The following is a 14,746-nucleotide window of genomic DNA, read 5'->3' on the forward strand; positions in this document are numbered from 1 at the left end:
CTACGAAGTGAAATGCATCAATCGTGTACGCTCAGCCAATTGATATGGCTCAAAAAATCATTCAGATAAACCGGACAAAGGCGCTTCTGCACAAGGCTGCGAGTAACCTAAACTGTGGAAAAACAGAGGTCATTGCTATGCCACTCCGTTCGCTCCTGACCTTGCTCCTGTTAACCCTATTTTGCTTGCCCTTACAGGCCAAACCGCTGCTGCGGGTGCTGGCCTGGCCCGGCTATGCCGATGCCGACTTAGTTGACGCCTTCGCCGAACGTTATGACGCCGATGTGGAAGTTACCCTTGTCGGCAACGATGACGAATTGCGGCTGAAGTTAAGCAAGGACGGCGGCCAACATTACGATGTGATTGCAGCCAATACCTCAGAAATCAGCTACTTCGTGCAGCAACAGCTGCTGCAACCCCTGCGCTTATCGAACTTGACCCAGCGTAGCCGCCAGCTCCAACAATTCCGCCAGCTCAATGACATTCCAGGTTTGATGCATGATGGGCAGGCTTACGGGGTGCCCTATGTGTATGGCGAGATGGGCTTGATCTATAACCGCAAAATGATGAATAGCCCACCGACTTCAATCAACAGCCTGTGGGATCCGCAATGGCAAGGCCAGGTACTGGCCTATGATGGCAGCAGCCATAACTTCTCCCTGGCCCGACAAACCTTGGCTAAACCGCCCTTCGTCATCCCCAACGAAGACATGCCCGCCGCCGTTAACAAGCTGATTGCCTTGCGCCGCAATGTGCTGAGTTTTTACAGCCTGCCAGAAGAGTCAGTCAGCCTCTTTATGCAAAACCCCATTGCCTTGGTGTACGCCAACTACGGTCGTCAGCAACTCAAGCTATTGCAGGATGCGGGCGCCGATGTGGGTTACGTCATCCCCCAGGAAGGCGCACTCGCCTGGCTCGATTGCTGGGCCATTACGCGCACCACTCCCAACCGTGACCTGGCTGAACAATGGATCAATTACAGCCTGGAGCCGCAAGTCAGCGGAGCCCTGACCGAACGTCAGGGCCTGGAAAACACACTGCGCACCCTGCAAGTCTCCAGTGCTCCCCTGAACCTGATTTGGCTGGAGCCGGTAACCAACGCCGAAATCCGCGCCAGGCTCTGGAAATCCATACTCGCCGGTGAACGCCCGGAAAACCTGGTGCTGCCTTGAAATTGCGCCTGGGTAACAAACTCACCGTACTGCTCTGTATGTTCGGCCTGCTGCTGGGCGGATTTGCCAGTTACTACTCGCTCAGCAGCAGCAAGCAAATCTTGATTGCTGCGGCCAAACGCGACCTGCTGCTGGCCAATCAAGTACTGGGGCGCAACCTGCAGATCAGCCTGGAGAGTTTTGCCAGTGATCTCAAAGTATTGAGCGCCCAGTCACAGCCGGTTGAAGTGCTGCAAGACGCACCCAATAACAGCAAGGAGATTGCGGAGTTAGCCACACTGTTTACCTCCATGCTCGATGCCCACCCCGAGTACCAACGGATTCGCCTGATCGAAGCAAAAAACTATGGGCTGGAACGCATCAATGTTGATCGCCAGGGCATCGTTGCCAGCAGTGCTTTACAAGAAAAGGGCCACCACCCCTATGTATTCAAAACCCTGAAATTATTACCCGGCCAACAGTTCTTTTCTGAAATAGCCCCTTCGCGCCTTGATCCCGAAAAAGCCTTGACGCTGCACATCGCCAGTCCCATTTGGGCGAACGAGCCACGTGCAGTGGGGGTGATCGTGCTGAGCATCGACGTCAAAGCGCTATTCAGCCGTCTAAAGCGTGAGTTACCGGACTACTACCAGCTGTTTCTCGCCAACAACCAGGGCGAACTACTCCTTAACCCCGAGCGCAACCAGTCCCAAGATCAAGGTTCAGTCGCCATGCTGCAAGCGCAGCTGCCGGAAATTCTTGCGCTGCTCAGCGGTAAAAGCAGCAGCATGCTTGGCATCCTGCCCGCCAAGCGTGAGCAGCCCACACGCCTTGCGGCCTTCACGACCATCAGCATCGAAGCCAAAAGTAATCATTTGCTTCTCGGGCTAGCAGTACCCGAGAAACAGATCCTGCAAGCCTCACAAGCACTCGATCAGCGCCTGATTCAGATCATTGCCGCGCTCGGTCTAATCACCCTGATCCTGTCCCTGTGGCTTGCGCGACAAATGATTCGACCGCTGAATCAAATCGGCCTGGCAATCGCCCACTTCAGCCAAGACCTCAGCCTTCAGCCCCTGCCAACCGAGCGGGGGGACGAACTCGGCAAGCTGGCCCGGGATATCCGTGCCATGCAGGAAAAAATTCTCGCCCAGATCATCGAACTCAACACCAACCAGCAAGAACTGCAACGCATGGCGCATAACGACCCATTAACCGGGCTACCCAATCGGCGCTTGTTTTTCGATCGTTTAGAGCATGCCATCAGCAACGCAGAGCGCAGTGGCAAGTTATTGGGGCTGCTCTATGTCGACCTTGATCACTTCAAGGAAATCAACGACAACCACGGACACGCTGCGGGTGACGAAGTGCTGAGCAATGTGGCGCACCTGCTGGTCTCGGTGACCCGCAGTGGCGACACCGTGGCCCGTCTTGGCGGTGACGAGTTCGTCATCCTGTTTGACGAGGTGGAAAGCCGAGCGACCTTGATGGCAATTGCCCAGAAACTCCTGTCCCTGCTGCAAAACCGTCTGTTAATTGATGGTAAAGACCTTCAGGTAAGGGCCAGCCTGGGCATCAGCCTGTACCCGCACGACGGTAGCGATGCGCAAACGCTGCTGCAAAATGCCGACCGCGCCATGTACAACTCCAAACGCAGTGGCCGCAATACAATCACCAGCAGTCACATCACATAAGTATCTGCTCGCAGAAGCCACAACCGGGTATTTCCCCTCGCCCACGCTGTACCCAGCTCGCGGGCTACACTTGGCTGAGCAACCGCTGCACGCAAATTCAGAAACCTGTGTAGAACTCACATCAAACGTGGTCAACAGACTCATTCAGCACCTGCCAGATCACTCGATTACGCCCTTCATGCTTGGCCTGATAGAGCCGTGCATCGGCTGCAGCCAGCAACGCCGCCGGTTCGCAATGTTCGCTGTTCGTCACGCTGACAACACCGACACTGACAGAAACCAACTCACCGGCCAGTGAATACGCGTGAGGGATAGCCAAATCCAGAATTGCCAAACGGACTTTCTCCAGAAGAGAGAAAGGCTCTTCGCTGCCAGGCAACATCAGTACAAACTCTTCGCCACCATAGCGGGCCGCCAGATCGTAGGGGCGTCGTGTCGCGTTCTGTAATACCCCCGCAACGGCACAGAGCGCAGCATCACCCGCTGCATGGCCATAGTGGTCATTAAAGAGTTTGAAACAGTCGACATCGAACAAGGCCAGACTCAGTGCACTTCGTTCGCGGCTAGCCTTGCGACATGCATTTCGCAAGGCTTCGTCCAGGGTGCGCCGATTAGCCAGGCCGGTCAGGCCATCCAGCCTGGCCAACCGTTCAAGCGCCTGTTCAGCATCACGACGCACCGTAATGTCATGCAGGGTCAAGACTGCGCCTTGATCCGGGTCATTGGCGTCCAACAGCTTGAACTGCACAGTGAACCAACGTGTATTGCCATCCTTGCGCAGCAGCTCAGTATCCCCCACGTAGGTTCCACCACTGCGTAACACTGGCGTGAAATTGCTGGCTTCCAGCTCAAATGCTTTCTGACTGGGGAAAAGCTGACGCGTCGAACACCCCTGTAGTTCGCCAATGTCATACCCAAACATATGCTCAAAGCTGACATTGCAACGAAGAATTGTGCGATCTCGTATAAACGCAATCCCTGTCAGCGAGTTATCAAAAATAGCCTGCTGCTCCAGCAACGCCTGGTCCAGATGGCGAGTCCTGCGCTGCACCTCTGCTTCCAACTCTTCACGTTGAGCGGCTTCTTTAAGGTGATAGTCCTCGACTCGTGACTGAGCCTCTTCCAGTGTTCGTGCCAGAAGACTCAATTCATCATTGGCCTGCCGATCCTCAGGCGTTACCAGCTGCAAATGATTACCTGGCCCAGGAATATAGGCACGCACAAGGTTGCTCAAGCGCATCAGGCGCTGTGTGAACAGGCGGTGGACCAACACCAGCAACGCGATAGAGAACACAAAAGCTTTAACGCCCTGAGTCAGGGCCACCACCAGAGCGCGATCCAGCGTGCGCTGATAAATCAACTCCAGATTGGGTAGAACCAGCAGTCGACCGACTTGCACCACACGTGGCCCGGTATTGAACTCCAACGGGAATTCCTGAATCGCCTTTGCATGCCCGATATCACTGCCCGATGACAGCTGCTGCTCTTCATTACTGCCGTAGATCACTTGGGCAGCGGCAATCCAGGGTGAGCCGGTCAGGCCACGGAGTTGCGCGTCGATCAGCGGTTTATCGAAATTCCAGGCCGCAGCGGCAAGGCCCTGGCGATGGCTCGCGCGAACAAACCCCAAGTGCTCCTCAAGGTCGGCCAGGTCACGGCGGTAATCAAGATAGAGTTGTACCGATATGGCCAACACCGCATTGATTGTGCTGATCAGCAACACCCATACAAGCAGCCGCCTGGCGAGCGGTCTTGGCACGTGTTCAGCGCTGGGAGAATGGCTGCTGCTCAACGAGGGCTCGTTCATAGTTCTCAAGGTCCTCACTGGCGGTGTACTCGACAATTTTCTCAACCCACGGCGGGCGCGGCCCGGCCTGGCGGATCTGCTCATCAATATCGCGAATTACCTGCTCACCCCAGACACTCCGGGTACAGGAGATATAGCCAAGCATGTAGGGCGGGTCACCGGCGATCTCCAGTGTCTGCATGGCAACCTCCACCCCACCTTGCTGGCGACGATAGCGGCCCAGTTCAACCGGGTAGGCAAACAGGTAGTCAATCCAACCGGCTGCAAGTTGCTGAAATGGGGCATTGAAATTAACGCCCGCCTTGAGCACATGCGGTTGATCGCCCAAAGCTTTGAGAGCATTTGTAATGGCGGCCGAATAGCCTCGGCGCTCGCTGACTGCTGTGACCAATTGAGCATCACCCAGCAACCGTGACACATCAATTTGTCCAGACGAATCAATATAGGGTGCAAAACGTGATTGGCGATCAGCCCGGATCACCACCTGCTGTAAGCTCAAGAACAAGGCTGGCAGGCTGAACAGCATGACGTGTTCACGCCCAGGCATTTTCAGCGTTGTCGGATGACACACCTGTTCGCCCCGCTCCATCAGTGCATATACGCGGGCGAAACTGGCAACTTCAGTTTCGTGTTTGTATTGCGGCAAATGCGACTGCACATGCTGCATCAAGCTATCAGCAATTCCTTGACCGGCCGTTTGCTGACTCACTTCGGTAAAAGGAGGGAAGTCATTGATCAACCAAAGCAGGCGGCCTTCCTGGGCAGCAACACTACTTACAACCAACATCAAGCAGCATCCCAGAGTTCGCAGCAACACTAGGCGACTCCCGTATACATAGAGGCATATAGCCAGTAAAGCATAGGCAGTAAAAAACCTCGTACAAGCTATTCATCAGCGGGCAGGCGTCTTTTCTATGGCCGACAAAAACAAACCTGCAGACCAGTTCCAGCGGCCCAGCCAGACTGATCCAGCATTGGCCTGATCAGCCTAATAGCACCATCTGATCCGCTTTTTATTGCAAAACCTGAGTCTGTTATCCAAACAGCTACGCTCGCATCATGCGCCTCGCCTGATAAAGCCCGACGAGGCCCGTAATGAGCGAACGTATCCCCGCGCAGATCATCGAAACCATCGACCCGCGCCAGCCAATCCGTCTCACGCCCTCCAAGGCTGGCGGGCCGATTCACACCCGCAGTTTCAGCGGCCGCTTTCGTAATCTGCGCCTCTACGGCGCAGGCTTGTTGTTTCTGATCTTCTTTGGCACTGCCTGGCTGGATTGGGACGGCCGTCAGGCGGTGCTGTGGAACCTGGCCGAGCACCGCTACTACATCTTCGGTGCGACCTTCTGGCCGCAGGATTTCACCCTGCTCTCGGCGCTGCTGATCATTGCCGCCTTTGGCCTTTTCACCATCACCGTGGTAGCTGGACGGGTGTGGTGCGGCTACACCTGCCCGCAGAGCGTGTGGACCTGGGTGTTTATGTGGGCGGAGAAAGTCACCGAGGGCGAACGCAATCAGCGGGTCAAACTCGATGCTGCGCCCTGGTCGCTGAACAAGCTGGCGCGGCGCAGTGCCAAGCATGCGATCTGGCTGGGCGTCAGCCTGCTCACCGCGCTGACCTTTATCGGTTATTTCACGCCGATCCGCCCATTGGCCAGCGACCTGTTACGCCTGCAACTGGATGCCGGCACACTGGTCTGGGTGTTGTTCTTTATGGCCGCCACCTACCTCAATGCTGGCTGGCTGCGTGAAAAAGTCTGCGTACACATGTGCCCGTATTCGCGCTTCCAAAGCGCAATGTTCGACGACGACACCCTGCTGGTGGCCTACGACGCCAAGCGCGGCGAAGGCCGTGGCCCCCGCAGAAAAGACAGCGACCACAAGGCTGAAGGCCTGGGCGATTGCATCGACTGTTACATGTGCGTGCAGGTCTGCCCGACCGGAATCGATATCCGTGATGGTCTGCAAATCGACTGCATCAGTTGCGGCGCCTGTATCGACGCCTGCGATTCGGTCATGGACAAGATGGGCTATGCCCGAGGCCTGGTCGGCTATCACTCCGAGCGAGAACTGCAAGGTGGCAAAACCCATTGGCTACGGCCGCGCCTGATCGGCTATGGGATTGCCCTGGTGTTGATGCTCGCCGCCTTTGTCTGGGCCTTGAGCGCGCGCTCGATGCTGTCCATCGACTCGGCCAAAGACCGCAGCATGTTCCGCGAAAACCAGCTGGGGCAGATCGAAAATACCTACCTGCTCAAGGTGATCAACAAGACCCAGCAGCCGCAGCGTTATGCCTTGAGCTTGCTCGACAGCCCCGGCCTGCGCCTGGACGCGCCGCAGCAGTTGCAGCTCAACCCAGGGGAAATTCTCGATGTACCAGTGACCGTGGTGCTGGAAAGTGATCGGGCAGCGGCCAGCACCCTGCCCGTACATTTTGCGATCCATAACCTGGCAGATAGTCGCGAGCAGGCGCAAACCCAGAGCGTTTTTCTCTCCCCAAGCGGGCGCTGACAGTCGCATGGCCAGGCAACTCCCCGTAGAGTGCGCGAATCTGCAGCGCGCACCGACGGACACGATGAAACGCTACGAGAAATTCGCCGACCAGATTGCCGAACTGATCCGCACCGGCATGCTCGCCCCTGGCGAAAAAGTGCCATCGGTGCGTCACGCCAGCCGTACCTATGGAGTTAGCCCGTCCACGGTGTTCCAGGCCTACTACCTGCTGGAAGACCGCGGCCTGATCCAGGCCCGCGCCCGCTCCGGTTACTTCGTGCGCGAGCTGGCGCGCCACTCCCTGGCCGAGCCGCAAACCTGCCAGCAGCCGGCGCAAACCACCGAGGTGGATGTCAGCGAGTTGGTGTTCTCGGTCCTCGCCTCATTGAAAGACCCCAGCACCGTGCCATTCGGCTCGGCTTTCCCTAGCCCGCAGCTGTTTCCCCTGCCACGCCTGGCCCGCTCCATGGCGCATAGCCTGCGCGATATGCAGCCGCAGGCGGTGATTGCCGACATGACCGAGGGCAACCCCAATCTGCGCCGGCAGATTGCCCTGCGCTATATGGTCAGCGGCGTGATGCTGCCCGTGGAGGAACTGGTGATCACCAGCGGGGCCATGGAAGCCCTCAACCTGTGCCTGCAAAGCGTCACCCAACCCGGTGATCTTGTGGCCATCGAGGCGCCTGCCTTCTACGCCTGCTTGCAGGTACTGGAGCGTTTACAGCTCAAGGCAGTGGAAATTCCAGTCAACCCGCGTGAAGGCATCGATCTGGACGTGCTGAGCGAGCGCCTAGCCAGCCTGCCGATAAAGGCCTGTTGGTTTATGAGCAGCCTGCAGAACCCGCTGGGCGCTAGCATGAGTGATGACAAGAAGCGCGCGCTGTATGAACTGCTGCAACACCATCAGGTGCCGCTGATTGAAGACGACGTGTACGCCGAGCTGTATTTCGGCAGCCAGCCACCCAAGCCGGTAAAGAGCTTCGACCGCGACGGTCTGGTAATGCACTGCGGCTCGTTCTCCAAGTGCCTGGCCCCCGGTTACCGGGTTGGCTGGGTGGCCGGCGGACGCTATGCCGAGCAAATCAGCCGGCTCAAGCTGATGACCACCATCTCACCCTCGGTACCGGCCCAGGCCGCCTTGGCTGATTACCTACAACACGGCGGCTTTGATCGCCACCTGCGCAAACTGCGCCACGCCCTGGAGGCGCAGCAGGCCTCGATGCTCGCCTCGGCGGCGCGGAATTTTCCCGCCAGCACCAAGGTCACCCGCCCCAGTGGCGGTTATTTCCTCTGGTTCGAGTTCCCCGAGCAGGTCGATGCCTTGCGCCTGTTCCAATTGGCTTTGGCTCAGGGCATCAGTCTGGCACCGGGGCCAATCTTCTCCGCGACCCGACGCTTCGGCAATTGCGCGCGACTGAACTATGGTCACCCCTGGGATGCACAGAGTGAGCAAGCCATGGCCATGCTGGGGCGGATCCTTTCTTCTTTCTAGAGCTTTGCTCAGCTCAAGCTGCTGAAATCTTTATTCGATATTTTTCGAAGCAAACGGCCAGTCGCTCGGCTAATTTAGCCGCCTGTTCAATTCAGAGATCAGTCATGGACTCGATAACCCAGGCGGTACTTGGTGCCAGTATCCAGGGCGCACTGCTCGGCCGCTGGCAGGGGCGCAAGGCGCTGTTGTACGGTGCCATGCTTGGCACCCTGCCTGACCTGGATGTGGTCATCGATTACGGCGATGCGGTGGCCGATATGACCTACCACCGCGGCTTTAGCCATTCGCTGTTTGTTCTGACCGGCCTGGCGCTGTTTCTGACCTGGCTTACCCGACGCTTCCGACATAACCCTGGCTATAGCGCCCAGCGTCTGTTCCTGACGGTGTGGCTGGTGCTGATTACCCATCCGCTGCTCGACAGTTTCACCAGCTACGGCACCCAGCTGTTCTGGCCGCTGACGCCGATACCCACGGCCTGGTCGAGCATCTTTATCATCGACCCGCTGTATACCGTACCGCTGTGCATCGCCGTGGCCCTGGGCCTGCTCTACGGCCTGCGCGACCAAAGTGTAAAGAGCAAAGCCGCCAAGGCCCCCGCCGTGGCCTTGCTGCTGTCTTCGCTGTACCTGGGTTTTACCCTGGGCGGCAAATATATGGCCGAGCAGCGCGTGGAAGCCGAACTGGCCAAGCAAGGCATCCACGCGCAGCAGCTCTTCAGCACCCCTACTCCCTTCAACAGCCTGCTCTGGCGGGTAATCGTGCTGGATGGCGAGGATTACCATGAAGCGCTGGTCAGCTGGTTTGACGACGCCCCGCCACAACTGGCGCGCATTCCCCGTGGCACACACCTGGCCGCAGCGCTGGCTGACTCTGCGGCACATGCGCGGCTGGCCTGGTTTACCAATGGCGTGCTGCGCTACGACCAACTCGGCGAGCAACTGGTGGTCACCGATATCCGCCTGGGTATGACCGGTTTCCACCCGTTCCGCTTTGCCTTCGCCACCTGGCACGATGGCCAATGGCAGCCCATTGAGCAGATTGAGCGCTTGCCAGTGGAGCGTGGCGACCTGTCGCGCCTGCAACTGCTGTGGTCACGCATCTGGCAACCGGACATTCAAGTGCCCTTGCTGGCCTGGGCCAACGAGCTGCGCAGAACGCCGATGGCCAGCAGCAACGCGCAATAGCGCCGTCTGGCGGCGGATCACAGACGTGCGCAGCATGAGCTAGGCTGAATTCCAACCTTGCTTCGTTGGAGTGTTGCCCATGAATATCCGCCAGAAAATGATCGCTTGCGGGGCTATCAGTGTGTTGGCTGCCACCCTGCTGGGCAGCATCGGCTTCTGGGGGCAAACGCGTCTGGCCAGTGCGCTGAATGAAAACCAGCTGAGCGTCAGCGCCCTGCGCAACCACCTTGAAGGCGACATGATGCACGACGCCCTACGCGCCGATGTGCTCGCCGCCTTTTATATCGACCCAGCCGACAGCAGTGCTGCCACTCAGGTACGCAGTGACCTGCGCGAACACAGCGAGTGGTTTACCCGCACCCTCAATGACAACGCCAAGCTGCCGCTCAGCGAGGCCATCCGCCAAGCCATAAGCCAGTCACAACCGGCCCTGGCCGCCTACATCCAGCAGGCTGAAGGCATCGTCAACCTGGCACTGAAAGACCCGCAGGCAGCGCGGCAGCAGATGCCCGCTTTCGACGCCAGCTTCGCCGAACTGGAAGAGAAGAACGAAGCGCTCAGCGGCCTGATCGAAGCGCACTCAGCGAAAACCCGTAGCGACAGCGAGGCTGCGGTCAAACAAGCCGCCTGGCTGCTGATTGGCGGGATATTTGTGGTCTGCTGCCTGCTTTGCCTGCTCACCACCCAACTGATGAAAGCCGTGCTGCGTCCCTTGGAAACCATCATCGGCGTGGCCCGTGCCATCGCCCAAGGCAACCTGCGCAACACCATCACTATCGACAGCAACGACGAAGCCGGGCAATTACAAAAAGCCCTGGCGGACATGCAGGGCAACCTGCGGCAGATGATTGAGGGTATCCGTGCTGAAGGTGAGCACCTGCAACAGACTGCACGCGACCTCAGTGGCGCGTCACAAAGCATCGTGCACAGCACCCAGGAGGAATCGCAGAGCGCCACCAGCATGGCCTGTGCCATGGAGCAGATGATCCAGAACATCAGCCAGATCGCCGGGCACGCACGCAATGCCCAGGAAATCTCCTCGCACTCCGAAACACTGGCCAGCAGCGGCGGCCAGGTGATCATGGGTGTGGTCGATGGAATGAGCCGCATCGCCGAGGCGGTCAACGAATCCAGCGCCACCATCACCGCCCTGGGCGAGTCGTCCGAGGAAATCCATTCGATCATTCAGGTAATCAAGAGCATCGCCGAACAGACCAACCTGCTGGCCCTGAATGCGGCCATCGAAGCGGCGCGCGCAGGTGAAGCTGGCCGCGGCTTTGCCGTGGTGGCTGATGAGGTACGCAACCTGGCGGCGCGCACGGCGCAATCAACCCAGGAAATCACCGGAATGATCGAGCGCATTCGCAACAGCACGGTACAGGCGGTCAACAGCATGCAGACCGGGGTTACCCGGGTGAACGATGGCGTATCGCTGGCTCGCCAGGCCGGCGAATCGATCAATGAAATCCGTGGCGGTGCCCACCGCGCGGCTGAAGTGGTGGAAGAAATTTCCCAGACCATCAACGAACAGAGCAAAGCCAGCAACGAAGTGGCCTTGCGCGTGGAACATATCGCCCAGATGTCGCAGCAGAACAGCCGTACGGTCAACGAACTGGCCGCTGCCGCACAAAGCCTCGACCGCGTGGCGCGCAGCATGCAGAGCGCTGTGCTGCAGTTTCAGACATAGGCACCGCCAGATAAGAAAAAACCCGGTTTACACCGGTTTTTTTCTTACGTGCACAGCCTACCGCTGGGGGTTACTCACCTGCTTGAGGCGATAACAAACCCAGATAAACAGTACCCAGAACGGTATGGCGTACACCGACACCTGAATGCCCGGAATCATCAGCATCACGCCGAGGATAAACAGCACGAACGCCAGGCAGATGTAATTGCTCAACGGGAACCAGAACGCCTTGAAGCTAGGTTCCACACCCTTGCCCTGCATGGCCTTGCGGAACTTGATATGGGTCAGGCTGATCATCGCCCAGTTGATCACCAGCGAGGCCACCACCAGCGACATCAGCAATTCCAACGCCGATTTTGGCGCCAGGTAGTTGACCACCACGCAGAGCAGCGTCACCGCCGCCGAGACGCCGATGGCCAGTACCGGCACGCCACGGCTGTTGACCTTCATCAGCGCCTTCGGTGCATCACCCTGCTCGGCCAGGCCGTAGAGCATGCGGCTGTTGCAGTACACACCACTGTTGTAGACCGACAGCGCGGCGGTCAGCACCACGAAGTTGAGGATATGCGCGGCGGTATCACTACCAATCAGCGAGAAGATCTGCACGAACGGGCTGCTACCGTAAGCGTCGCCGCCAGCGGTGAGGGTCTGTACCAGGCTGTCCCAGGGATACAGCGAGAGCAGCACGGTCAGCGCGCCGATATAGAAGATCAGGATGCGGTAGACCACCTGGTTGATTGCCTTGGGAATAACCGTCTTCGGCTGATCGGCCTCGGCGGCGGTGATGCCGACCAGTTCCAGGCCGCCAAAGCTGAACATGATGATCGCCATCATCATCACCAGCCCGCTGATGCCATTGGGGAAGAACCCGCCATGGCTCCACAGGTTAGTGACGCTCGCCTGTTCGCCACCCGCACCGCTGAACAACAGGTACAGGCCGAGCAGGATCATGCCGATGATCGCAACCACCTTGATGATGGCAAACCAGAACTCGGTTTCACCGAAGGTTTTCACGTTAACCAGGTTAATTGCGTTGATCAGCACGAAAAACGCCGCCGCCGTGGCCCAGGTGGGAATGTCCGGATACCAGTACTGCACGTACTTGCCCACCGCGGTGAGCTCGGCCATACCGACCAGTACATACAGCACCCAGTAGTTCCAGCCAGACAGAAAGCCCGCATACGGTCCCCAGTAGCTGTGGGCAAAGTGGCTGAAGGAGCCGGCCACAGGCTCTTCGACGATCATCTCGCCGAGCTGGCGCATAATCAGAAAGGCAATAAACCCGCCGATGGCATAGCCGAGAATCATCGACGGCCCGGCGCTTTGCAGCACCCCGGCCGAACCGAGGAACAGCCCGGTACCAATCGCGCCGCCAAGGGCGATCAGCTGGATATGGCGATTTTTCAGGCCGCGCTTGAGCGGGCCGGCGTGCAGCTGTTCAGACATCAGCACACACCCCAAGGCAGGCAGAGGGAAGGACGAATACGTGGCATGCGGTCACCTGTCGGTCAGTTCCGTGACGGGAACGAACCCGCAGGACTTGTGATCCAGCGGAATGGTCGAAGGCTATTGGCCAGGGCAAGCGTGGATGCGCGCAGGCATCGGGTCACGGAACGCCGGGCAGTATATACAGCCCGGCAATTACCCGACCAGCCAGGCGACAACCGTTCGGGCCCCTCACCTAGCGGCAACAAAAAAGGGCGCACGGCTTTTGCCCGTGCGCCCTTCTCTCTCCGGCGACTCAGCGAGCGCGACTAACGCCCGGCGAGTACTGGCACGACACGCGGTCTGAGCACTTCACCCAGTATCGCCAGCAGGCCGATGGCCCCAGCAATCCAGTACCACTGGCCAATCGGGTCAAACATCAACCAGCCCAGGGCGTGCAAGAACACCACCATGATCAGCACCGGGCTAACGTAACGAACCATAAACAGCCACAACGCATAACCCAGCGGTGGCAGACCCAGCTCGTCCCGCATGATCTCGCTGCGCAGGGCGTAACCGGCCAGCAGCACCATAAAGATCCCGCCCAGCGGCATCATCCAGCGTGAAGTCAGGTAATCCAGCCAGTCGAAGAAGTTCTTGCCCAGCGGCGTCCAACCGGCCAGTAGGTTGAACGAGAGCATCGCCAGCAGGCTGATCACCAGCAGCACCGCACCGGAGGCGGCAGCAGCCTTGACCCGGCTGACGCCGTGTTTCTCGTTAAGGTAGGCCACCAGCGCCTCGATCATCGAAATAGCCGAGGTCAACGCGGCCACTGAAACCATGGCAAAGAACAGCACGCCAAAGGCGGTGCCAAACGGCATCTGCTGGAAGGCCAGTGGCAGGCTCATAAAGATCAGCCCCGGCCCGGCACTCGGGCTCATGCCGTTGGCGAAGATGATCGGGAAGATCGCCAACCCTGCCAGCAACGCCACACAGGTGTCACAGACCACCACCATGAACGTGGTGCGGGTGATCGACTGACCATCGGGGATATACGAGCCGTAGGTGAGAATCGCACCAGAAGCCAGGCTCAGGGTGAAAAACGCATGGCCCAACGCCGCCAGCAACGCTTCGCCGGTGATCTTCGAGGCATCGAAGGTAAACAGGAAATCAAACCCGGCCTTGAAGCTGCCACTGGTGAAGGCATAACCCACCAGCACGATCAGCATCACCGCCAGGCCCGGCATCATCCAGCGAAAGGCTTTCTCGACCCCAGCCTGCACGCCTTTGCCGACGATCCACAGGGTCAGCAGTGCCACCAGCACACTCCAGCCACCCAGCTGCCAGGGATTGGCGTTATGCGCCTCAAACACCCCGCCAAGCTGCTCCACACTGGTCGCCGCCAGCGAGCCGTCGAGCATCTTCCACGTATAGGCAAAAGCCCAACCGGCCACCACCACGTAAAAGCACAGGATCATAAAGCCGGCCAGCATGGCCATGCCGCCGACCGCCTTCCACAGCGGGTTGCCGTTGTTTTCCTTGACCACCCGACCGATCGCATCGATGGGGCTGCCACGGCCGCGGCGGCCAATGGCGATCTCGGTCATCATCACCGGAATACCGATGGCCAGGATGCAGGCCAGGTACATCAGCACGAACGCACCACCGCCGTATTCGCCAGTGATGTAGGGGAATTTCCAGATATTGCCCAGGCCCACGGCGGAGCCGGTTGCTGCGAGGATGAAGCCCCAGCGCGAGAGCCAGAGGTTCTTCGGTTTTTCACGGGTCATGCGTCACCTGTTTGTTTTTATCT

At 58.6% G+C, this 14,746-nt stretch carries 10 protein-coding genes; 6 read left to right on the forward strand and 4 right to left on the reverse strand.

Features of this window, described 5'->3' with window-relative positions; translation table 11 throughout:
- The first annotated feature begins 44 nt into the window (after positions 1 to 44).
- Both IOD17_RS10335 and IOD17_RS10340 read left to right on the forward strand, forming a co-directional pair.
- Positions 45 to 1,172 (forward strand): extracellular solute-binding protein, encoded by a 1,128-nt coding sequence (locus IOD17_RS10335; RefSeq protein ID WP_233685008.1) that lies wholly within the window; start codon positions 45 to 47, stop codon positions 1,170 to 1,172.
- Complete coding sequence (locus IOD17_RS10340; RefSeq protein ID WP_233685009.1) at positions 1,169 to 2,845, forward strand: GGDEF domain-containing protein; 1,677 nt, start codon at positions 1,169 to 1,171, stop codon at positions 2,843 to 2,845. Before IOD17_RS10335 ends, IOD17_RS10340 begins: the two co-directional genes overlap by 4 nt.
- 121 nt (positions 2,846 to 2,966) lie before the next feature.
- Here the strand turns inward: IOD17_RS10340 and IOD17_RS10345 are convergent, their stop codons facing one another.
- A complete protein-coding gene (locus IOD17_RS10345; RefSeq protein ID WP_233685010.1) occupies positions 2,967 to 4,652 on the reverse strand; it encodes a diguanylate cyclase in 1,686 nt (561 codons plus the stop codon).
- On the reverse strand, positions 4,609 to 5,439 hold the full coding sequence (locus IOD17_RS10350; protein WP_233685011.1) for a TIGR02285 family protein: 831 nt from the start codon (positions 5,437 to 5,439) through the stop codon (positions 4,609 to 4,611). Before IOD17_RS10350 ends, IOD17_RS10345 begins: the two co-directional genes overlap by 44 nt.
- 308 nt (positions 5,440 to 5,747) lie before the next feature.
- On the opposite strand from IOD17_RS10350, the gene ccoG reads away from it, so the two are divergent.
- From ccoG to IOD17_RS10370, 4 genes are all read left to right on the forward strand, one after another.
- Positions 5,748 to 7,163, forward strand: coding sequence for a cytochrome c oxidase accessory protein CcoG (ccoG, locus tag IOD17_RS10355; RefSeq protein WP_233685012.1), 1,416 nt, complete (start codon positions 5,748 to 5,750; stop codon positions 7,161 to 7,163).
- 64 nt (positions 7,164 to 7,227) lie between these two features.
- Positions 7,228 to 8,637: a GntR family transcriptional regulator MpaR gene (gene mapR, locus IOD17_RS10360; protein WP_233685013.1), complete on the forward strand. Its 1,410-nt coding sequence runs from the start codon at positions 7,228 to 7,230 to the stop codon at positions 8,635 to 8,637.
- 104 nt (positions 8,638 to 8,741) lie between these two features.
- Positions 8,742 to 9,821: a metal-dependent hydrolase gene (locus IOD17_RS10365; RefSeq protein ID WP_233685014.1), complete on the forward strand. Its 1,080-nt coding sequence runs from the start codon at positions 8,742 to 8,744 to the stop codon at positions 9,819 to 9,821.
- Between the two features lie 79 nt (positions 9,822 to 9,900).
- The gene (locus IOD17_RS10370; protein ID WP_233685015.1) at positions 9,901 to 11,508 is read left to right on the forward strand and encodes a methyl-accepting chemotaxis protein; all 1,608 of its coding nucleotides are present in this window, start codon (positions 9,901 to 9,903) and stop codon (positions 11,506 to 11,508) included.
- Between the two features lie 57 nt (positions 11,509 to 11,565).
- Here the strand turns inward: IOD17_RS10370 and IOD17_RS10375 are convergent, their stop codons facing one another.
- The gene (locus tag IOD17_RS10375; RefSeq protein ID WP_418904262.1) at positions 11,566 to 12,954 is read right to left on the reverse strand and encodes an amino acid permease; all 1,389 of its coding nucleotides are present in this window, start codon (positions 12,952 to 12,954) and stop codon (positions 11,566 to 11,568) included.
- A 308-nt stretch (positions 12,955 to 13,262) separates the two neighbouring features.
- A complete protein-coding gene (locus tag IOD17_RS10380; protein WP_233685016.1) occupies positions 13,263 to 14,723 on the reverse strand; it encodes a sodium-dependent transporter in 1,461 nt (486 codons plus the stop codon).
- Positions 14,724 to 14,746: the final 23 nt, after the last annotated feature.

This window comes from Pseudomonas anguilliseptica (assembly GCF_021375795.1).
Taxonomy (GTDB): domain Bacteria; phylum Pseudomonadota; class Gammaproteobacteria; order Pseudomonadales; family Pseudomonadaceae; genus Aquipseudomonas; species Aquipseudomonas anguilliseptica_A.